The following is a 21612-nucleotide window of genomic DNA, read 5'->3' as shown; positions in this document are numbered from 1 at the left end:
ATGCAGCAACTCCACAACCAATCAGTGCTGATTCTGGGCTTGGGTGATTCCGGCCTGGCGATGGCGCGTTGGTGCTCGCGCTTTGGCGCGCAAGTGCAAGTCGTGGACACACGCGCTGAGCCGCCACATTTGGCTGCATTACACGCTGAGTTGCCGCAAGTGAAATTTGTACATGGCGCATTTGATGCCAGCTTGGTCGAAGGCCAAGATGTGCGTGCGGTGTTCAAGAGCCCTGGCCTCAGCCCTGAGTCTGTGGCGCCCGTGTGGAACGCTGCTGTGGCCGCAGGCTTGTGGGTAGGAACAGAGCTGACTTTGTTTGCGCAAGCGTTGAGTGATTTACAGACCACCATGGCTTATCACCCCAAGGTCTTGGCCATCACGGGCACCAACGGTAAAACCACCGTCACTTCGTTGACAGGCCAGTTGCTCGAGCGTGCAGGCAAACGTGTGGCTGTGGCCGGCAACATTGGACCGACGTTGTTGGATACCTTGTCGCAAGCATTGGACAAAGCCGCAGAAGAACAAGCCGCGGCGGATGTGATTGCCGCGCAAGAAGCTGCCGAGTTGGCTGCGGATGAAGCTGCTGCTGAACAAGCACGCGCAGTTGCAGAGGCCAAAGAAAAAGCGGCGGCAGCACAAGCTGCACAAATGGCTTTGGATGCTGAAGAGGCCATGGCGCAAGAAGCGGCAGCTGAAACACACGCAGCATCACAAATGGCACTGACAGGCACAGAGGCAGTGCAAGCTACGCAATCAGATGAACAAGCCGCGCAAGTGACGGCAGCTGATGACGAGCCCTACGAGGTGGACCTGCCACCTTTGGTTCCACCGCCGCCGCCTCCCGCCGATCATCCGTTCCTGCCGCAAGTGTGGGTGCTAGAGCTGTCGAGCTTCCAGTTGGAAGGCGTGGATAACTTCGAACCCACTGCTGCCACCGTGCTTAACCTCACCCAAGACCACCTTGACTGGCATGGCAGCATGGACGGCTATGGCGCAGCGAAAGCGCGCATCTTTGGCAAGCGTGGCGTGCTGGTGCTCAACCGTGAAGATGCAGGTGTGATGGTCATGTTGGACAGTGCACCCATTGAGGTGGCAGAAGTTGTGGCCAAGCCCTCGCGTGCGAAGACACCTAAAGTTCAAGTGCGATCGCACCTCACCTTTGGCGGTGATTTGCCACAACGTCCTGGTGACTATGGCATTGAAACCGTCAATGGCATGACATGGTTGGTGCGTGCACTAGAAGCCGACGAAACACGCAAGCGTAAAAAAGACGACGAAGAAGAAATTCACATTCAACGCTTCATGCCTGCCGATGCACTGCGCATTCGCGGTCGTCATAACGCGCTCAATGCATTGGCTGCCTTGGCTTTGGCAGGTAATGCTGGTGGCGACTTGGCACCCATGTTGTTTGGCTTGCGTGATTACCAAGGTGAGCCACACCGTGTGGAGCCTGTGACTGTGCTCAATGGCGTGGAATATTTCGACGACAGCAAAGGCACCAACGTGGGCGCCACTGTGGCCGCGTTGCATGGCCTCGGTGTGGACCGTCGTTTGGTTGTCATCTTGGGTGGTGATGGCAAAGGACAAGACTTTGCACCGCTGAGCGAGCCCGTGTCGCGCTATGCACGTGCCGTGGTGTTGATTGGCCGCGATGCCCCCGCATTGCGCGAGGTGTTGCAGCACAGCGGCGTCAAGCTACTGGATGCCGCCACCTTAGAAGAGGCTGTTAAGTTATGTAGCGAACAAGCGCATTCGGGTGACGCTGTGTTGTTGTCACCCGCCTGCGCAAGCATGGACATGTTCCGCAACTACGCGCATCGTGCTGAAGTGTTTGTGAATGCGGTGAACCATTTGGTGGAAGAAGCAGGAGGCATGATATGAGTGCCCTGCAGCGCATGAAACAAAGCTTCGCACGCCTGATGGGTGGCGACGAGCCTGAGACCGGCATGGATGCTTTGCCTGTGCGTGTGCACGGTACCGAGTTCACGCGCACTGCGGCTTCGCCTGTGCATGTGAAGGGATTTGACCAACCCTTGGTGTGGGTCACCTTCGCCTTGTTGATGTTTGGCTTGGTCATGGTGTATTCGGCATCGATTGCCATTCCTGACAACCCACGCATGGGCGCGGGCTACACGCAAACGCATTTCTTGCTGCGCCATTCGCTGTCGCTGTTCGTGGCGTTTGTCGCAGCCTTGTTGGCATTTCAGATTCCGCTCAACACGTGGGAGCGCGTGGCACCCTGGGTGTTCATTGCGTCCATCGCGTTATTGATTGCGGTGTTGATTCCGTTCATTGGTAAATCTGTGAACGGTGCACGCCGCTGGATTGGTCTGGGCTTCATGAACTTCCAGCCGTCTGAGTTGGCCAAGTGGGGCGTGTTGTTGTATGCCGCCAACTACATGGTGCGCAAGATGGATGTGAAAGAAAACTTCTTCGCCGCCGTGTTGCCCATGGGTGCAGCGGTGGCGGCGGTGGGTTTGTTGTTGTTGTCTGAGCCAGACATGGGCGCGTTCATGGTGATTGCTGTGATTGCCATGGGAATTTTGTTTTTGGGCGGCGTGAACGCCCGCATGTTCTTCTTGATCGCCGCCGCATTGATTGGCGTGTTCGCACTCATCATCGCCACGTCTGAGTGGCGTCGCGAGCGCATCTTTGCTTACCTCGACCCATGGAGCATGGAGCATGCACTTGGCAAGGGCTACCAGTTGTCGCACTCGCTGATTGCGATTGGCCGTGGCGAAATTTTTGGCGTGGGTTTGGGGGGCAGCGTGGAAAAACTGCACTGGTTGCCTGAAGCGCATACCGACTTTTTGCTGGCCGTGATTGGCGAAGAGTTTGGTTTTGTGGGCGTGGTGGCTGTGATTGGCCTGTTCATGTGGTTGACGCGTCGCATCATGTACATCGGCCGTCAAGCCATTGCCATGGACCGCGTGTTTGCCGGTTTGGTCGCGCAAGGCGTGGGCATTTGGGTGGGCTTCCAGTCTTTCATAAACATGGGTGTGAACTTGGGGGCCTTGCCCACCAAGGGCCTGACCTTGCCACTCATGAGCTACGGCGGTTCTGCCATTTTGTTGAACCTGATTGCCATTGCGGTGGTGTTGCGCGTGGATTTTGAAAACCGCGTTGTGATGCACGGGGGACGACTATGACCCAACGCACCGCACTCATCATGGCTGGTGGTACTGGCGGCCACATCTTCCCAGGCTTGGCTGTCGCTGAGCAATTGCGCATCCACGGTTGGAATGTGCATTGGCTTGGTGCACCCGAGCCGAGCATGGAAAGCCAGTTGGTGCCGCCACGTGGCTTTGCGTATGAGACCGTTCAGTTCGGTGGTGTGCGTGGCAAAGGTGTCAAAACTTTGGCGCTGTTGCCTTTCAAGTTGTTGCGTGCGTTCTGGCAAAGCCTGTGTGTGGTGCGCCGCGTGAAGCCCGATGTGGTGGTGGGCCTCGGTGGCTACATCACATTCCCCGCCGGCATGATGGCCGTGCTGTGGGGTTCGCCTTTGGTGTTGCACGAACAAAACTCCGTCGCTGGCATGGCCAACAAAGTGTTAAGTGGCGTGGCTGATCGTGTCTTCAGCGCCTTTCCTAATGTGTTGCCAAAAGCCGAATGGGTGGGCAACCCCATGCGCGATGGTTTTGTGAAGCAGCCAGAACCTGCACAACGCTTTGCTGACCGCACTGGTCCGCTGCGCGTCTTGGTCGTGGGTGGCAGCCTAGGTGCACAAGCTTTGAATACCGTGGTGCCGCAAGCCATAGCCAAGATTCCACACGACCAACGCCCTGTGGTGACACACCAAAGTGGCGCCAAACAAATTGACGCGCTGCGCACGGCTTATGCAGAAGTTGGCGTGCAAGCTGAGTTAACCCCCTTCATCGACGATACCGCGCAAGCGTTTGCCGATGCGGATGTGGTGATTGCCCGGGCGGGTGCCAGCACCGTGACCGAGCTGGCTGCCGTGGGTGCAGCTGCGATTTACGTGCCGTTCCCTCATGCGGTGGATGACCACCAAACCACCAACGCACGCTTTGTGGTCGACGCAGGTGGCGGTTGGTTGATGCCACAAAACGAATTGAAAGCCCAAGACTTGGCTGACCGTTTGCAATTCATGACGCGCCGCACTTTGTTGGCATGTGCCGAAAAAGCCTATGCCGTGCGTCAAGTGGAAGCGGTGACAAGCGTGGTGGCCGCTTGCGAGCAGCTCGCAGCGAAAGGGAAAAAATAATGAAACACGCCATTCGTCACATCCATTTCGTCGGCATCGGCGGCGCAGGCATGAGCGGCATTGCCGAAGTGTTGTTGAACTTGGGCTATGCCGTGTCAGGCTCTGATTTGTCAGACAGTGCGGCCTTGAAACGCCTGCAAAGCTTGGGCATCCAAACCCATGTGGGACATGACGCCAAAAACATTGTGGGTGCAGATGCCGTGGTCACGTCCACAGCAGTGCATGCCGACAACCCTGAAGTGGTCGCAGCACACGCCAAGCTCATTCCTGTCGTGCCACGCGCCGTGATGCTGGCCGAGTTGATGCGTCTCAAAACAGGCGTGGCCATCGCAGGTACGCACGGCAAAACCACCACCACCAGTTTGGTGGCCAGTGTGTTGGCCGAAGCGGGTATGGACCCCACCTTTGTGATTGGCGGCAAGCTCAACAGCGCAGGCGCCAATGCCAAGCTGGGCTCGGGCGACTACATCGTGGTGGAAGCCGACGAGTCAGACGCCTCGTTCTTGAACCTCTTGCCAGTGATGGCGGTGGTGACCAACATCGATGCGGACCACATGGACACCTATGGCCATGACTTCAACAAATTGAAGGGTGCGTTCATCGAGTTCTTGCACCGCATGCCTTTTTATGGCGCGGCGATTTTGTGCACGGACGATGCGGCTGTGCGCAGCATCTTGCCCGAAGTGTCACGCCCCATCACCAGCTACGGTTTCAACGAAGAAGCGCAAGTTCGCGCAGTCAATGTCCGTGCTGACAACGGCCGCATGTGCTTCACGGTGCAGCGCCGCAACGGTGTGACCTTGCCTGACCTCGACATCACCCTTAACTTGGCGGGCGAGCACAACGTGCTCAATGCCTTGGCTGCCATCGCGATTGCGGTGGAATTGAACGTGCCCGATGAGGCCTTGCAAAAAGCTTTGGCCGAGTTCAAAGGCGTGGGCCGTCGTTTCCAACGTCACGGTGAAGTGGCTGCGAAAACAGGTGGCGAGTTCACCCTCATCGAAGACTATGGCCACCACCCCGTGGAAGTGGCTGCCACTTTGGCGGCTGCGCGCGGCGCATTCCCTGGTCGCCGTTTGGTGTTGGCGTTTCAGCCACACCGCTACACCCGCACGCGTGATTGCTTTGAAGACTTCGTCGAAGTCATGGGCCGCGCCGATGTGTTGTGGTTGTCTGAAATTTACGCCGCAGGCGAAACACCGATTGCTGCGGCTGATGGCCGCGCACTGTCGCGTGCCATGCGTGTGGCAGGCCACGAAGCCTTGGTGTTCGTGGATGACATTCAAAAAATGGCTCAAGTCATTGCTGACAACGCCCAAGACGGCGATGTGGTGATGTGCATGGGTGCAGGGTCGATTGGCCAAGTGCCAGCCAAAGTGCTGGCGTTGGTGCAACAACGTAAGAGCTAAGAAGTATTTAAAAGCATGACCTTCCATATTCAAACTGCCAAAGTCGCCGTCCTCATGGGTGGCCTGTCTGCTGAGCGTGATGTGTCCCTCATGTCGGGCAGCGGTGTACTCAAGGCTTTGCAAAGCAAAGGTGTCAACGCCACCGCGTTTGACCCCGCTGAGCGCAGCTTGGATGAGCTCAAGCGCGAAGGCTACACACACGCCTTCATCGCGCTGCATGGCCGCTACGGTGAAGACGGTGCAGTGCAAGGTGCTTTGGAGTTGCTGGGCATTCCATATACAGGTTCAGGCGTGATGGCCTCTGCCATGGCGATGGACAAAGTGATGACCAAGCGCGTGTGGAGTGCCGTCGGCTTGTCAACACCCGGCTATGTGTGGTTGTCACCCGAAGACCAAACGGCAGACAACATCAATGCCATTCCTGCCAAGCTCGGCTTGCCTTTGATCGTCAAACCACCACGCGAAGGCTCATCCATTGGCATGAGCAAAGTCACGCAAGCTGGCGACATCACAGCCGCCGCTGAGTTGGCTACCCAATACGACCCCGATTTGTTGGCAGAAGAATTCATCACCGGCGAAGAGCTGACCTGCCCCATCTTGGGTAACGGACCCAATGCACGTGCCTTGCCCGTGGTGCGCATTGCAGCACCGGACGGCGCATACGACTACAACAACAAGTACTTCACCGACGATGTGAAGTACCACTGCCCAAGTGGCTTACCCGAAGCCGAAGAGCAAGAGGTGCAACGTTTGGTGGTGGCTGCTTACCGCGCCTTGGGCTGCCGTGGTTGGGGTCGCGCCGACATCATGTTGCGTGCGTCTGACCGCAAGCCGTTTTTGTTAGAGATGAACACATCACCCGGCATGACCAGCCATTCTTTGGTGCCTATGTCTGCACGTGCAGCGGGCATCAGCTACGAAGACCTGTGTTTGATGTTGCTAGAGAGCGCCACGCTTGATCACCCCGGAGGTCCAAAAGCCGTATGACCACGCGCTACACCCACATGCGCCCCCGTCCTGAGGTGAATGCCTCGGTGCCGGTGCCGCTCGACGTCAAGCTCATGCACATGGCGGCTTCGCTCATGTTCGTGGGTTTGGTCGTGGGTGCGTTGCTGGGCGGCGTGTGGACTTTGGTGCAGTTGCCAGCGTTTGCGTTGCGTGGCATCACGGTCTTAGGCGATGTGGAGCACAACAACGACGTGACCTTGCGCGCCAATGTGGTGACCAAGTTCACAGGTAATTTTTTCACGGCCGATTTGGCCCGTGTGCGCACTGCGTTTGAAAGCGTGCCTTGGGTGCGTTTGGCCTCGGTGCAACGCGAGTTTCCCAACCGTTTGCGCGTGACCTTGCAAGAGCACAAGCCTGTGGCTTATTGGGGCGATGACGGCGAGCAACGCATGGTCAACAGCTTTGGCGAAGTGTTTGAAGCCAATGTGGGTGATTTGGATGACGACAAGATGCCGCGCTTGAGTGGACCTGACAGCCAATCGCAACAAGTGCTGTCTATGTATTTGGCCCTCGAGCCCGCATTCAAAACCATCAACTTAGGTGTCGAGAGTTTGGTCTTGACCGACCGCGGCAGCTGGCGTGCCAAGTTGGCACACGGTGCGGTGATTGAGTTGGGACGTGGCGGTGTGGATGAGGTGATGGTCCGTGTGCAACGCGTGTCACAAACGCTGGCACAGGTGACGAATAAGTTAGGTCGCAAAGTGACGGCGATTGAGTCTGCTGATTTGCGACACGACAACGGTTATGCGCTTCGTTTGCGCGGGGTGAGCACGCAAGACGTGCCCGCCAAACGCTAACGCGCACAGAGAGAAGAAGAGAAAGAACGAGGCTGTTATGGCAAAAGATTACAAAGAACTGGTGGTCGGCTTAGACATTGGCACAGCCAAGGTCATGGTGGTCGTGGCCGAAGTGTTGCCCGATGGTGAGCTCAAACTTGCTGGCCTCGGTGTGGCCCCCAGCAATGGTTTGAAGCGCGGCGTGGTGGTCAACATCGACGCCACCGTGCAAAGCATTCAGCAGGCTTTGAAAGAAGCAGAGTTCATGGCCGATTGCAAAATCACCAATGTGTACACCGGCATCACCGGCAGCCACATTCGCGGCATCAACTCCACCGGCATGGTGGCGGTGAAAGACAAAGAAGTCACTGCAGCCGATGTGGCGCGTGTGGTGGAAACCGCGAAAGCCATCAACATCTCGACCGACCAACGTTTGCTGCTGGTGCAGCCGCAAGAGTTTGTGATTGATGGCCAAGACGTGCGCGAACCCATTGGCATGAGCGGCATCCGCTTGGAAGCCAAAGTGCACATCGTCACGGGCGCACAAAGCGCAGCAGAAAACATCATCAAGTGCGTGCGTCGTTGCGGCTTGGATGTGGACCGCTTGATGCTCAACCCCTTGGCATCCAGCATGTCGGTGTTGACCGACGACGAGCGCGAACTCGGCGTGGCTTTGGTGGACATTGGTGCAGGCACGACCGATGTGGCCATTTTCACCAATGGTGCGATTCGTCATACAGCGGTGATTCCAATCGCGGGAGATTTGATCACCAGCGACATCGCGATGGCTTTGCGCACGCCCACCAAGGATGCGGAAGAAATCAAGATCGAGTCAGGCTATGCCAAGCAGCTGCTGGCTGACCCAGATGTGCAAGTGGAAGTGCCGGGCCTCGGCGACCGCACACCACGCATGTTGAGCCGCCAAGCTTTGGCGGGTGTCATTGAGCCACGCGTGGAAGAAATCTTCTCGCTGGTGCAGCAAGTGATTCGTGATTCCGGCTACGAAGAAGTGTTGTCGTCTGGCATTGTGCTCACGGGCGGCAGCGCGGTGATGCCAGGCATGGTCGAGTTGGGTGAAGATATTTTCTTGAAGCCTGTGCGTCGCGGTGTGCCGCAGTACAGCAGCGCCTTGGCCGACATGGTGTCGCAGCCTCGTGCTGCCACGGTGATGGGCTTGCTGGCTGAAGCCGGCGTGGACCGTCAACGTGGCTTCAAAGTTTCACAAAAGAGCGGCTCTGTCAATTCGTTGATGGACAGTATCAAAAACTGGTTTGTGGGGAACTTCTAAACATGATTCCTCACACCTTGCTTTATCTCGCGCGGGGCAGCCCGCCGCAGCGACCGCACAGGCATCGACGATGTCGATCCTGTGCGCCCAACGCGCCACCCTCGTAGAAGGAACGCGATGAACCAAAAGCAAAACACAAACACCTGGCAACTGCAAATTTTTAGATTAGGAGAAACATCATGACCATCGAAATGATCGAAGTTGAAGCATTCAACTCAGGCACACAAATCAAAGTCATTGGCGTGGGCGGCGGCGGCGGTAACGCGGTCGAGCACATGATCAGCTCTGGCGTTCAAGGCGTGGAGTTCGTTACGGCGAACACAGACGCACAAGCCCTGCGCGTGAGCAATGCGCACAAAGTCATTCAGTTGGGTTCCACAGGTTTGGGCGCTGGTAGCAAGCCAGAGCGCGGCCGTGAAGCGGCTGAAGCTGCGATTGACGACATCCGTTTGGCGCTGGAAGGCACCAACATGTTGTTCGTCACGGCGGGTATGGGCGGCGGCACAGGCACAGGCGCAGCACCTGTGGTGGCGCGTGTGGCACGCGAGATGGGCATCTTGACTGTTGGCGTGGTGACCAAGCCTTTCGAATTCGAAGGCAGCCGCCGCATGAACAATGCTGAGACGGGTTTGGCCGAACTTGAAGCCAACGTCGACTCACTCATCGTCGTGTTGAACGAAAAGCTGATGGACGTGTTGGGCGAAGATGCCAGCCAAGATCAAGCTTTCGCCTTTGCCAACGACGTGTTGAAAAACTCGGTCGGCGGCATTGCCGAGATCATCAACGTTGAAGCTTTGGTGAACGTCGACTTTGAAGACGTGCGCACCGTGATGAGCGAAACCGGCAAAGCCATGATGGGCACCGCTGCGGCCAACGGCCCAGACCGTGCGCGCATCGCCGCTGAACAAGCGGTGGCTTGCCCATTGCTCGAAGGCGTGGACATGTCGGGTGCCAAGGGCGTGTTGGTGTTGATCACCGCAGCCAAGGGCGGCTTGAAGTTGTCTGAGTCTCGCGAAGCCATGAACACCATCCGCAAGTTCGCTTCACCCGATGCGCACGTGATTTACGGTACGGCTTACGACGAAAACTTGGGCGACCAAATTCGCGTCACCGTGGTGGCCACAGGTTTGGCCGGCAGCCGCCGCGCTGCACCTCAGTTGCAAGTGTTGCGCACCGGTACAGATGGTGTGGGATTCCCCACAACACAAGCGCCTAATGCATCGCCTGCCGGTGTCTTGGCTGCTGCAACGGGCGGCTTAGCTGGTTTGGCAAGCGGTTTGGGAATTGGTTCTGCCGCTGCACAACCCAACTACGACTCCATGAACTCTCCCGCCGTGTGGCGTGGCAACCGCACCTCAGCCGCTGCCAAGGTCGATGCCTTGTCATCGGGTGGTATGGATGACTATGAAATCCCAGCTTTCTTGCGCAAGCAAGCGGACTGAGATTCATTAAAATCACACCGTGCTTAAACAAAGAACCCTTCAATCCCTCACCAAGGCGGTGGGTGTCGGTCTTCACAGCGGTCAACGCGTGGAACTGACACTGCGCCCGGCGCAACCCGACACGGGCATCGTGTTCCGTCGGGTGGATTTGCCGCAGCCAGTCGACATTCCGATCACCGCCACGGCGGTGACGGATACGCGCTTGGCGTCGACCATTTCCAATGGTGGTGCGAAGGTGTTCACGGTGGAGCATTTGATGTCGGCCTGTGCAGGCCTAGGTATCGACAACCTGTACATCGACATCACCGCAGAAGAAGTGCCTATTCTTGATGGCTCGGCTTCGTCGTTTGTGTTCTTGCTGCAAAGCGCGGGCATCGTGGAGCAAAACGCGCCCAAGCGTTTCATCCGCGTGTTGAAGACCGTCGAAGTGCGTGAAGGCGAGGGCGCCAACGTGAAATGGGCGCGGCTCGACCCGCACCACGGCTATAAGCTCAGCTTCGAAATTGACTTCCGTCATCCTGCTGTGGATTCAACCGGTCAAAGCGTGGTGTTTGACATGGATGTGAACGATTACACCCGCGACATTGCACGCGCCCGCACCTTTGGTTTCACGCGTGATGTAGAAATGCTGCGTGCCAACGGCCTCGCTTTAGGTGGCGGTTTGGACAACGCCATCGTGATGGACGACTACAAGGTCTTGAACAGCGACGGCTTGCGCTATGACGACGAATTTGTGAAACACAAAATTCTCGATGCTATGGGCGACTTGTTTTTGATTGGTAAACCTTTGCTAGCCTCTTATGTGGCGTTCCGTTCGGGACACGCCATGAATAATTTATTGTTGCGTGAGTTGCTCAGCCAGCCTGATGCCTATGAAGTCGTTACCTTTGACGATGCGCGCAAAGCACCTCCGGGTTTGGCGCAGCTGGCGCCGGCTTGGTAAGTCTTTGAATACATCGCCTCCGCGGTGAGAGAGAGGTTGAGATGACGGTGTATCACATCCCCACGGTCTATCTCATTCTTGGCATTCTCTATTTGATCTTGCCTTTGACCGTTTGGGCCTTGCTGCTCAATCAACCGTCACGCGCTTTGACTTTTTGGTGCTCAGGGGGCTTGCTCTTTGGGATTGCTCTGGCGCTGATCGGCTTACGTCCCCATCTGCCAGCTTGGGTGACTTACACCGTCGCCAATGGTCTGATGTGGAGTGCAGCCTTGATGCAGATCTTGGCTTTGCGACGTGCACTCGATCAAGATTTGGCGATGAAAAGAGCCGTCGCGTTGATCATGCTTTGCGTGCTCGGTTTTGAATTCTTCCGCGTGGTTTTGCAAGATGCTGTCTTGCGATTTTCTTGGTCCACGTTGATTTTCACCGGCCTCTTTTCATACATCTCCTATCTGTCTTGGCGCATTGCCGCTGTCCATCAGTTGAAAAGTGCCAAGTGGTTGTCTGTGGTGTACGCAATCACTGCGATCATCATGTTGGCTCGGACAACGATTGTGCTGTCAGGACTCACAGAGCCCGATGTGGTGGCGAGCGGTGTGGACAGTGTGTTGACTGTGTTCACAGGCTTGTTGATTTCAATCTTGGGCAACTTTGCTTTTGTTGGGATGTTCTTGGAGCGATCCACACAAGGGCGGATGAAAGCGACTGCTGAGCGCGCGCGACAAGAAGAAAGTGCGCGTCTGGGAGAACAAATTGCCCAGCTGGAACGTCAAAGAACCTTGGGGACGATGTCTGCATCTTTTGCACATGAGCTCAGCCAACCGTTGACGGCGATTTTGATGGATGCGCAAGCCATCAGAATCAGCGTGGCTTCTGGAGAATCCAATTCGAAAGAGGTGTTGGAATCGATTGAAGAAATCGAAAACAGTACCCAACGCACCGTGAAGTTGGTCGAGCGCATTCGCAATTTCATTCGACCTGCGCAAACCGACTACGAAGTGGTGGACTTCAAAACTCTGTTGGAAGATGTGGCGCAACTGCTCGCCTATGAAATACGCAAGCAAAAAATCAAGTTCGAATTTGATCTGGACGCCGTCCCATGCTGGGTACATGGTGACCGTGTCCAGCTATCTCAAATTGTGTTGAATGTGTATCGCAATGCCATGCAAGCCATGGAGCCCAACGCCAGCAAGAAAATTTTCGTCTCTCTTGAGCATTCGGATGAACGCGTTGTTTTACGCGTGCGTGATACAGGACCAGGTGTTTCAGCAGAGATGAAGCAGGTGGTTGGTGAGCCCTTCATGACCTCAAAAGAAGAAGGCTTGGGTGTAGGCTTGTCCATCTCTAAAACAATTGCAGAAATGCACAGCGGCAGTTTGACGATTTCAAATGCGGTGGATGGCGGCGCCATCGTCGAGTTGAACCTGCCCGTCGTTCAGCTTTGAACAGTCAGCGATCAGCGGCTACGTCCCGCTTTGTACATGCCACTGGTGCTGCGTTGCAGTTCAGTGGCCGCTGCCAACTTGGCCATGGAGTGCCCCGCATGGGCATGGGTGATGGCAATGCCCAAGGCATCGGCGGCATCGGGCCCGGGCAAGCCCGGTAGATTGAGCAAGCGCTTGACCATCTCTTGCACTTGTTCTTTCTTAGCCAATCCATGACCGGCCACGGCTTGCTTCATTTGTAAAGCGGTGTATTCGGCAACGGGTAAGTTGCAAGTGGCCAAGGCGGTGATGCAGGCGCCACGCGCTTGTCCTAGCAGTAGGGTGGCTTGCGGGTTGACGTTGACAAACACAATCTCTACCGCTGAGGTGTCTGGCTTGTAACGCGCCACCACTTCGTGGATGCCTTCAAACAAGACCTTCAAACGCTCGGCCAAATTACCTTGTGCTTCTTTGTTGGTTTTGATGGTGCCGCTGGCCACGTACAGCAACTGGCTGCCGTGTTTTTCCACCACGCCAAAGCCGGTGGTGCGAAGCCCAGGGTCAATGCCAAGAATGCGCATTTACGGCAACTGTGCGCTGCCCATGCGCATCAAAATAATTTCGGTACGACCCGCAAGGTACTCTGACTGCGGGAACTTTTGGTAGTGCTTGGGGCGCGGCAGCATCACGGCCAAGCGGCCAGCTTCCCAAGGCGATAGCTGCGACGCGGGCTTTTGAAAGTAATGTTGTGCGGCAGCTTCTGCGCCAAAAATGCCTTCACCCCATTCCACATGGTTGAGGTAAATCTCCAAAATACGCTTCTTGCCCAGCACCGCTTCTAGCATCACGGTCAGCACAAACTCTTGGCCCTTGCGGATGAAAGTGCGCTCGCCAGACAGAAATAAATTCTTGGCCAGTTGTTGCGTGATGGTGGAGCCACCCACCACTTTGGCCGCTGCCTTGCCTTGTGCTTTTTTGCTGGCCTGTAATTCGGCTTTGGCGTTTTTGGCCCACGCCTTTTCAATTGCATCCCACTGCACGCCATCGTGCTGCGCGAAGATGTCATCTTCAGACGCAATCACCGCGCGCTTCAGGTTGTTAGAGATTTGCGAGTAGGGCACCCAGTCTTGGCGCCAACGCAAGCGGTCTTTGGTGTTGACGATGCGCCAAGCTTCTGAGCGTTCAAACGAGGTGGATTCGGGTGCCACACGCGCCATCACGGCGATGCGCGCCAAAAAGAAAAATTGCAGACCAAGCCAAGCCACGCCGACCAGCAACAACCAGCGCAGCCATGGACGAAAGCGTGAGGTGTTCATGGTTGACGCATCGACTCAGTTGGCGGCTTCGCCGCCTTTGGTTTGCAAAGTGTTGTCACGGCTAAAAATGAAACGTGAAACCACGGCGAGTTGATCCGCTTGTTTGCGCATGTCCTCCGTGAACTCGCCAAACGGTCCGGCCGCTGTGGCAATGGCTTGTGCACGACGGTCGAGGTCTGCCAGACCCGAGCTTTGAACCACTTCGGTGGCCAACACGCGCCCATCGGTATTGACGGTGATGATCATCGTCAATTCACCGTAAAGTTTTTGCCCGCTGTTGGTGGCGGGGAAGTAGCGCGTGCCACGGTCTTCAATTTTGCGGCGTAAGGTGTCGTAGTAGAGCGCATAGGCCACTTGCTTGGTGGCAGGGCTCACGTAGTGTTTGCGTGGTCGCGCATTGTCTTGGTTGATGCGTTGTTCAATCTCGGCCAAGAGCTTGAGCAGCTGTCGGCGTTTTTGCTCAATCGCATCTTGTTCAGCTTTTGATTTTTGCGGTTGAGGCGGTGGCAGTTGCGCAAGCAGGTTTTTCACTTGCGCCAACAGCAGCGATTGCTCTTTGCGCATCTGCGCGACTTGGCGCTGCATGGACTCGGTCATGTCACCGACCGAGGTGGTGGCCGCCGTGGGGAGCGGCGATGCTGCACGACCGCTTTTAAGTTCACCGCCACCTGCCAATTGCGTTTGTGCCAAGGCTTGTGCCTTATCAGGTGCATCAGCTTTGGCGCGCGTGTTGACCAAAATGACATCCAGCGGTGCGTCGCTGAACAAGCGGTCAAAGCGCTCAGGTGCGGCAATGCGCAGCGTCAGCAGTGCAACATGAAAGACGAAAGAAATGAACAAGGCCTTTTGCAGCCTTGACCAATGCTTCCATGACAAACGCGAGAGCATCACGCAGTCGGTCCTTCCGCCGTGGGTGCCTCGTTCACGTCCATGGCCAACGCAATGGGGCCTGCGGCGCTGTCGTCTTCGTCGTCTGTCATCTCGACTTCTTCGGCGCTGGAGGGTGCATCTGCTTCAAGCAGGTGCAGCAGGTGGCCGCTGATGTCGAGGCTGATGTCGTCAATCTCACTCAAGCGCAACTGCACGTGTGCGCCGCGTGGCAAATCGCCACCGCCGAACACGGGCAAGACCAACGGCAAGTCATCGGCGCGCGCCATGGGTGGTTGACCCGGGAAAGCTTTGAACACGGTGGCGCTGAGCTCGGTGATGCTGTGTTGCTTCAAGTACTGAAGCGTCCAAAAACGTTCCATGCCGTTTTGGTAGGCGTTGTACGCACCATAAGCGCCATCGAATGCAGAGATGATGGAGAACAGTTCGGCGTCTTTGGGTTTGAACGGCGCAGCCAAAGCGGCGGTGCTGCCGTGCTTGGCACACGCAATGATTTGCCATTGGTTCACCAAGTCGGTGTAGCGACGCAGCGGCGAGGTGCTCCACGCATAGCTGGGTACGCCAATGCCAGCGTGTGGCAAAGCTTTGGTGCTCATGCGCACTTTGACGCCGGGCAACAAGCTGGCTTGGCTGCGGTAGATGCCGGGCACGCCCAGCTCGGCCATCCAATTGCCCCAGGTGCTGTTGGCCAAAATCATGGCTTCGGCCACCATCAAGTCGAGTGGCGCACCGCGTTGGCGGATGCTGATTTGCACTTGCTCGTCGCCTGTGGGCGTTGCGCCGTTGTTGCCAACGAGGCGGAAGTTGTAGTCAGGGCGGTTGAAGTTTTCGGGCTTGCCGCGTACCACTTCGCGTTGTGCTTTGAGGTGTTGGGCCAAGCGGAACAGAAAAGCCAGTTCCGTGCGTGGCATGGCGGGCTCGGTGGTGCCTGCAACATGCGTGAAGCTCGCGTCGTTCAACCAAGCTTCGGTGACGATGGCGTCGAGTTGGTCGTGACGTAGGTTGGCGGCAATGGGCACACGCTCCACGCGTGTCTCGGTGTTTTGCAAAGCCAGCGTGGCTTCATCAAACGTGGCGTACAGCGACACGGCGGGGCAGTCGCGGCCTTCTTGCAAGGTGTAGGTTTGCACCACGTCGTCGGGCAGCATGGTGATTTTGTAGCCCGGCATGTAGACGGTGGACAAACGTTGGCGGCCCAACTGGTCAATCGCATCGCCCGGCTTTAAGGCCAGCGCAGGTGCAGCGATGTGAATGCCTAGCGTGACCGTGCCGGTGCCCAAACCTTGCACCGACAAGGCATCGTCAATCTCTGTGGTGTGCGAGTCGTCAATCGAATAGGCCTTCACCTGGGCCAGTGGCAACTCGTCCGCAATGGCGGGGGCTTGCAGGTTGGGGAAACCCGTTCCCTTGGGGAAGTTGTCAAACAAAAAGCGTTGCCAGTGGAACTGGTAGGCCGAGTTGATAGCGCCTGCTTTTTGCAGCAATGCCAGTGGCGCAGTGTGTGTAGCGCGTGCGGCCTCGACCACGGCTTTGTATTCAGGCGCGTTCTTGTCGGGCTTGAACAAGATTTTGTAGAGCTGCGTTTGAATCGGCGCAGGACAAGTGCCTTGGCCCAACTCGGCAGCCCAACCTTCGATTTGCGCTTGGATTTGTTTTTTCTTTTCGATGCCAGCGAGCGCTTGGGCAATCACCTCGGCAGAGGCCTTCTTGAAGCGGCCTTTGCCAGCGCGGCGAAAGTAGTGGGGTGCTTCGAATACGCGCAGCAAGGCAGCGGTTTGTTCGGTCAGGGTGGCTTGTGCGCTGAAGTATTCGCGGGCGAGGTCGGCAAAGCCAAACTCGTCTTCGGGCGCGAATTCCCACGCGAGGTCAAGCTCGATGGTGGTGCTCAAGGCCTGCGCCTCGCGCATCAGTTCAGCGGGCGACGGCTTCTCAAATTTGAGCAACAAATTCGCGGCCTTGACCTTGACCCGTTTGCCGGATTCCAGCTCGATTTGGGCTGAGCTCTCGGCTTCGGAGAGGATGCGGCCCGTCTGGAATTTTCCAGCTTCTTCAAACAATGCGTACATGGGCAGCATTGTCCCACGCTCCACCTAGGGCGCAGGCTGCAAATCTAGAAATTCCAACAGCTGCGTCAGGTAGTGGCCGAAGTCGCTGATGGCATGGTCGCCGCCTTCTAGGACCACTTGTTGCGAGCCTGGGTAGCGCGCCGTCATTTCGCGCCAGTCCAGCACTTCATCTCCTTTGGCGATGAGTGCCCACACGCGCTCGGGATGCGGCAAAGGGCCAGCTTGCAAGGCGCGCAGCTCATCCACAAATTCGGGCGCAAAGTAAAAGCGCTCGGCGGGGTCGTGCCACGCGCTTTGTTCGCCGATGTAGTTGGCCAAGTCACGCGCTGGGTTGATGGCAGGGTTGAGCAGCGCAGCCTTGCACCCGCGAAGGGCCGCCAGCCAGGTGGCGTAAAAACCGCCCAGCGACGAACCGATCACTGCCATGCGGTCCGCGGGCCAATGGGCCGTGCCCTCTGCAATCAAGGCCGCAGCCGCTTTGGGCGAGGGCGGCAGTTGTGGGCACCACCACGTGATGTGTGGGAACTGTGCGGCCATGATGGCTGCGACTTGTCGCGCTTTGGTGGATTGGGGTGACGAGCGAAACCCATGCAAATACAGCACATGGGTGGTGGGCAACGTGTGGGGGGATGGCGTCTTGAGCGAAGTCATGCCGAATGCTATCAGTGGCCCCAAGGACAGTCACGCGACAGGAGATAATCTGACCCATGCCCACCGTCATTCACAAACCCAGCCCCTTTCAGCGTTTGATGCCTTTGCTCAAAGGTTTTGATGGCCCCTTGGCGTTTGGTATTTTTTTGTTGGCGTGTGCGGGTTTGTTGACCATGTACTCGTCGGGCTTTGCCAACGGTGCGCGCTTCTTTGACCATGGCCGCAACATGATGATTGCGGGCTTCATCATGTTTGTGGTGGCACAAATTCCGCCGCAGCGTCTGATGGCATTTGCGGTGCCGCTCTACACCTTGGGTGTGGCCTTGCTGGTGGCCGTGGCTTTGTTTGGCTTGACCAAAAAGGGCGCACGTCGCTGGCTCAATGTCGGCATCGTCATTCAGCCCAGTGAAATCATGAAAATCGCCATGCCGTTGATGTTGGCGTGGTGGTTCCAAAAGCGCGAAGGCCAGTTGCGCCCACTCGACTTTTTGGTGGCGGGTTTGTTGTTGATGGTGCCTGTGGGACTCATCATGCGTCAGCCAGATTTGGGAACTTCCATCTTGGTGTTGTCGGCTGGCATGGCGGTGATTTTCTTTGCCGGCTTGAGCTGGTGGCTCATCGTGCCGCCCATCATCTTGGGTGTGATTGGTGTGGGATTGGTGGTGCTCTTTGAGCCCACGCTTTGTGCCGATGGTTTCCGTTGGCCCATCCTGCACGACTATCAGCAGCAGCGCATTTGCACCTTGCTCGACCCGTCAAGAGACCCGTTAGGCAAAGGCTTTCACATCATTCAAGGCATGATTGCCATTGGCTCGGGCGGTTTTTGGGGCAAGGGGTTCATGCAAGGCACGCAAACCCATTTGGACTTCATCCCTGAGCGCACCACCGACTTTGTGTTTGCCGCTTTTGGCGAAGAGTTTGGCTTGGTCGGCAACTTGCTCTTGATTGCTGGCTTCATCTTTTTGATTCTGCGTGGCTTGGCCATTGCAGTGGAAGGCCCCACGTTGTTTGCCCGATTGCTGGCTGGCAGCGTGACCTTGAGCTTCTTCATTTATGCCTTTGTGAACATGGGCATGGTCAGCGGCATATTGCCTGTGGTTGGGGTGCCATTGCCCTTCATCAGCTATGGCGGCACGGCCATGGTGACGCTGGGGTTGGGCTTAGGGATATTGATGTCGGTGGCCAAGGCCAAACAGTTGGTGCAGTCATAATTCGCGCATGATTTCACGCGAACCTACCCTTGAGCGATTGGCCATTGCCCGTCAACTGTTGTTAGAGCCTTTCGGTTTGGACGAAACCGACTTGGCCAAAACATTGGCCGAGATCAAAGCGCACAAAGTTGACGAAGCCGATTTGTACTTTCAATACACCCGTGCCGAAGGCTGGAGTTTGGAAGAGGGCATTGTCAAAACCGGTTCCTTCAGCATTGACCAAGGCGTTGGCGTGCGCGCGGTGAGCGGCGAGAAAACCGCCTTCGCGTACTCCGACGATATTTCCAAAGCCTCCTTGATGGATGCAGCACGCACCGTGCGTACCATTGGCGCAGCCGCCAAAGGTGGTCGCGTCAAAGTGCCTACGCGCAAGGTAGCATCGAGCCGTTCTTTGTACGGTGGCTTGGACCCGATTTCTTCACTCAACAGCACCGAAAAAGTTGAACTGTTGGGTCGTGTGGAGCAAATGGCTCGCGCCAAAGACCCACGTGTGATTCAGGTGATGGCCGGTTTGGCCAGTGAATATGACGTGGTGATGGTGGTGCGCGCTGATGGCACCTTGGCCGCCGATGTGCGCCCCCTCGTGCGCCTGAGCGTGACCGTGATTGCCGAACAAAACGGTCGTCGCGAAGTGGGCTCGGCTGGCGGCGGTGGCCGCTTTGGCTTGGACCATTTTGATGATGCGCTGGCGCAAAGCTATGTAGACGAAGCCGTGCAACTCGCACTGACCAACCTCGATGCACGTCCAGCGCCCGCGGGTGAGATGAGTGTGGTGTTGGGCCCAGGTTGGCCCGGCATCTTGTTGCACGAAGCCATCGGCCACGGTTTGGAAGGCGACTTCAACCGCAAAGGCTCCAGCGCATTCAGTGGCCGCATTGGTCAACGCGTGGCTGCCAAAGGCGTGACCGTGTTGGACGACGGCACGATTCCTGACCGTCGTGGTTCACTCAATGTGGACGACGAAGGCAACCCTAGCCAACGCAATGTGCTCATCGAAGATGGCATTTTGAAGGGCTATATCCAAGACAGCATGAATGCGCGCTTGATGGGTGTGAAACCCACGGGCAATGGCCGCCGCGAAAGCTACGCCCATGTGCCTATGCCGCGCATGACTAACACCTACATGTTGGGCGGTGACAAGTCGCCCGAAGAAATTGTGTCGAGTTTGAAGAAGGGCTTGTACGCCGTGAACTTCGGTGGCGGCCAAGTGGACATCACCTCAGGCAAGTTTGTGTTCTCGACCTCTCAAGCGTTTTGGGTGGAGAACGGCAAAATTCAATACCCCGTCAAAGGTGCGACCTTGGTAGGCAACGGCCCCGATGCACTGACGCGCGTGAGCTTGATCGGCAACGACATGAAGCTTGACCCGGGCGTGGGCACCTGCGGCAAAGAAGGCCAAAGCGTGCCTGTGGGTGTGGGGCAGCCTACTTTGCGCATTGATGGTTTGACTGTGGGTGGAACCGCGTAAACCCTAGCCACTTGTCAGCAAACTGCCAGAATCCCTGTGCTACATTCCAATCCATGAGTTCAGCCCGTTTTTACTTTGCTTACTTTTTTTATCTCACGCCCCCACGGCGGTCGAGAGATCTGAACGTAGCCCAAACGCTCTGAACTCCCAAACCAACCGCCGGACCCCCGGCGGTTTTTTTTTGCCAAATTCTTCAATCATTTTTTCAAACTTCAGGACGAGACCATGAAAACGAACACCCCTTATCCAAGTCACGTTGAACACACCAGTCAAACCGACGATCAACGTATCAAGGACATCACCGTGCTGCCTCCTCCCGAACATTTGATTCGCTTCTTCCCCATTCAAGGTACGCCTGTGGAGAAGTTAATCACGAAGACCCGCAAGACCATTCACAACATCATGCACGGCACAGATGACCGCCTGCTGGTGGTGATTGGCCCATGCTCGATCCACGATCCTGCTGCTGCAATTGACTACGCGCGCCGCTTGCAACCGTTGCGCGAAAAGTACGCCGACACTTTGGAAATTGTGATGCGCGTGTACTTCGAAAAACCACGCACCACCGTGGGCTGGAAAGGTTTGATCAATGACCCGTACTTGGATGAGAGCTACCGCATCGACGAAGGCCTGCGCATTGCACGCCAGTTGCTGATTGAAATCAACCGCCTGGATTTGCCTGCGGGCAGCGAGTTCTTGGATGCCATCAGCCCGCAATACATTGGCGACTTGATTTCGTGGGGCGCGATTGGTGCGCGCACGACCGAGAGCCAAGTGCATCGCGAATTGGCCTCCGGTATTTCTGCGCCCATCGGCTTCAAGAACGGTACCGATGGCAACATCAAAATCGCCACCGATGCGATTCAAGCCGCTGCTGGCGCACATCACTTTTTGTCGGTGCACAAAAACGGTCAAGTGGCGATTGTGCAAACTAAGGGCAACAAAGACTGTCACGTCATCTTGCGCGGCGGCAAAACGCCCAACTACGACGCAGTCAGCGTGACTGCTGCGTGTGAAGAGTTGGCCAAAGCCAAGTTGCCTGCGACCTTGATGGTGGATTGCAGCCACGCCAACAGCAGTAAGCAGCACGAGCGTCAACTGGTGGTGGCCAAAGACATCGCCGAGCAAATCAGCGGTGGTTCAAACCAAGTGTTTGGCGTGATGATTGAGAGTCACATTCACGGTGGTGCGCAAAAGTTCACGCCCGGTAAAGACGATGTGTCTAAGCTGGAATACGGTAAGAGCATCACCGATGCGTGTTTGGACTGGAACGATTCCGTCGCTTCGTTGGACGTGTTGTCTGAGGCTGTGGCGGCGCGTCGCAAGCGTTCGTGATTTTTTGTTGTTCGGAAGATTTCGCGCGAGCAGTTGAGTGTCTACAACGTCGAACTGCGAAGCAGGAGCAAGCCCCCAAAATGTTTCGATTGCGCACGCTCAGCACGCAGAGTGGTCAGTGCCTGATACGGCGCCATCACGGCCCGCAGGGACGTTAAGCCG

Annotated in this window: 18 protein-coding genes; 13 read left to right on the top strand and 5 right to left on the bottom strand. The window is 56.7% G+C overall.

Annotation, left to right across the window (positions count from 1 at the left end; all coding sequences use genetic code 11):
- The 10 genes from murD to C5F52_RS01445 all read left to right on the top strand — a co-directional run bounded on the left by murD (position 1) and on the right by C5F52_RS01445 (position 12536).
- Positions 1-1881 carry a UDP-N-acetylmuramoyl-L-alanine--D-glutamate ligase gene (gene murD / locus C5F52_RS01490; protein ID WP_104796558.1) on the top strand — a complete coding sequence of 627 codons (1881 nt, stop codon included), beginning with the start codon at positions 1-3 and terminating at the stop codon, positions 1879-1881.
- 14 nt (positions 1882-1895) lie between these two features.
- Complete coding sequence (ftsW, locus tag C5F52_RS01485; protein ID WP_236657715.1) at positions 1896-3149, top strand: putative lipid II flippase FtsW; 1254 nt, start codon at positions 1896-1898, stop codon at positions 3147-3149.
- Entirely contained in the window at positions 3146-4225 is a 1080-nt protein-coding gene (murG, locus tag C5F52_RS01480; protein WP_104796556.1) for an undecaprenyldiphospho-muramoylpentapeptide beta-N-acetylglucosaminyltransferase, read from the top strand. Before ftsW ends, murG begins: the two co-directional genes overlap by 4 nt.
- Positions 4225-5634 (top strand): UDP-N-acetylmuramate--L-alanine ligase, encoded by a 1410-nt coding sequence (gene murC, locus C5F52_RS01475; protein ID WP_104796555.1) that lies wholly within the window; start codon positions 4225-4227, stop codon positions 5632-5634. The genes murG and murC overlap by 1 nt, the downstream gene beginning before the upstream one ends.
- Positions 5635-5649: 15 nt before the next feature.
- Complete coding sequence (locus tag C5F52_RS01470) at positions 5650-6621, top strand: D-alanine--D-alanine ligase (RefSeq protein ID WP_104796554.1); 972 nt, start codon at positions 5650-5652, stop codon at positions 6619-6621.
- A complete protein-coding gene (locus C5F52_RS01465; RefSeq protein ID WP_315261078.1) occupies positions 6618-7439 on the top strand; it encodes a cell division protein FtsQ/DivIB in 822 nt (273 codons plus the stop codon). Before C5F52_RS01470 ends, C5F52_RS01465 begins: the two co-directional genes overlap by 4 nt.
- A 37-nt stretch (positions 7440-7476) precedes the next feature.
- Positions 7477-8706 carry a cell division protein FtsA gene (gene ftsA, locus C5F52_RS01460; protein WP_104796553.1) on the top strand — a complete coding sequence of 410 codons (1230 nt, stop codon included), beginning with the start codon at positions 7477-7479 and terminating at the stop codon, positions 8704-8706.
- A 179-nt stretch (positions 8707-8885) separates the two neighbouring features.
- Positions 8886-10148: a cell division protein FtsZ gene (gene ftsZ, locus C5F52_RS01455; RefSeq protein ID WP_104796552.1), complete on the top strand. Its 1263-nt coding sequence runs from the start codon at positions 8886-8888 to the stop codon at positions 10146-10148.
- A gap of 19 nt (positions 10149-10167) precedes the next feature.
- Positions 10168-11091: a UDP-3-O-acyl-N-acetylglucosamine deacetylase gene (gene lpxC / locus C5F52_RS01450; protein WP_104796551.1), complete on the top strand. Its 924-nt coding sequence runs from the start codon at positions 10168-10170 to the stop codon at positions 11089-11091.
- Positions 11092-11132: 41 nt separating this feature from the next.
- Complete coding sequence (locus C5F52_RS01445) at positions 11133-12536, top strand: sensor histidine kinase (protein ID WP_104796550.1); 1404 nt, start codon at positions 11133-11135, stop codon at positions 12534-12536.
- A gap of 11 nt (positions 12537-12547) precedes the next feature.
- On the opposite strand, the gene ruvC is transcribed toward C5F52_RS01445, so the two are convergent.
- From ruvC to C5F52_RS01420, 5 genes are read right to left on the bottom strand one after another with little or no spacing between them, the layout of a single operon-like run.
- Positions 12548-13096 carry a crossover junction endodeoxyribonuclease RuvC gene (gene ruvC, locus C5F52_RS01440; RefSeq protein ID WP_104796549.1) on the bottom strand — a complete coding sequence of 183 codons (549 nt, stop codon included), beginning with the start codon at positions 13094-13096 and terminating at the stop codon, positions 12548-12550.
- Complete coding sequence (gene mtgA / locus C5F52_RS01435; protein ID WP_104796548.1) at positions 13097-13831, bottom strand: monofunctional biosynthetic peptidoglycan transglycosylase; 735 nt, start codon at positions 13829-13831, stop codon at positions 13097-13099.
- A gap of 15 nt (positions 13832-13846) precedes the next feature.
- Positions 13847-14719, bottom strand: a complete 873-nt coding sequence (locus tag C5F52_RS01430; RefSeq protein ID WP_104796547.1) for an energy transducer TonB — start codon at positions 14717-14719, stop codon at positions 13847-13849.
- On the bottom strand, positions 14719-16785 hold the full coding sequence (locus C5F52_RS01425) for a ribonuclease catalytic domain-containing protein (RefSeq protein WP_104797115.1): 2067 nt from the start codon (positions 16783-16785) through the stop codon (positions 14719-14721). Before C5F52_RS01425 ends, C5F52_RS01430 begins: the two co-directional genes overlap by 1 nt.
- 24 nt (positions 16786-16809) lie before the next feature.
- Complete coding sequence (locus C5F52_RS01420) at positions 16810-17436, bottom strand: YqiA/YcfP family alpha/beta fold hydrolase (RefSeq protein ID WP_369951835.1); 627 nt, start codon at positions 17434-17436, stop codon at positions 16810-16812.
- A 56-nt stretch (positions 17437-17492) separates the two neighbouring features.
- Between C5F52_RS01420 and rodA the strand changes: the two genes are divergently transcribed.
- The 3 genes from rodA (at position 17493) to C5F52_RS01405 (ending at position 21450) form a co-directional block, all read left to right on the top strand.
- The gene (gene rodA / locus C5F52_RS01415) at positions 17493-18647 is read left to right on the top strand and encodes a rod shape-determining protein RodA (protein ID WP_104796546.1); all 1155 of its coding nucleotides are present in this window, start codon (positions 17493-17495) and stop codon (positions 18645-18647) included.
- A gap of 7 nt (positions 18648-18654) precedes the next feature.
- Positions 18655-20115 carry a metalloprotease TldD gene (tldD, locus tag C5F52_RS01410; protein WP_104796545.1) on the top strand — a complete coding sequence of 487 codons (1461 nt, stop codon included), beginning with the start codon at positions 18655-18657 and terminating at the stop codon, positions 20113-20115.
- 225 nt (positions 20116-20340) lie between these two features.
- Complete coding sequence (locus tag C5F52_RS01405) at positions 20341-21450, top strand: 3-deoxy-7-phosphoheptulonate synthase (protein WP_104796544.1); 1110 nt, start codon at positions 20341-20343, stop codon at positions 21448-21450.
- Positions 21451-21612 lie beyond the last annotated feature (162 nt).

This window comes from Limnohabitans sp. TS-CS-82, assembly GCF_002943475.1.
Note: the sequence above shows the minus strand (reverse complement) of the source record. Positions and strands in the feature narration are given on the sequence as shown.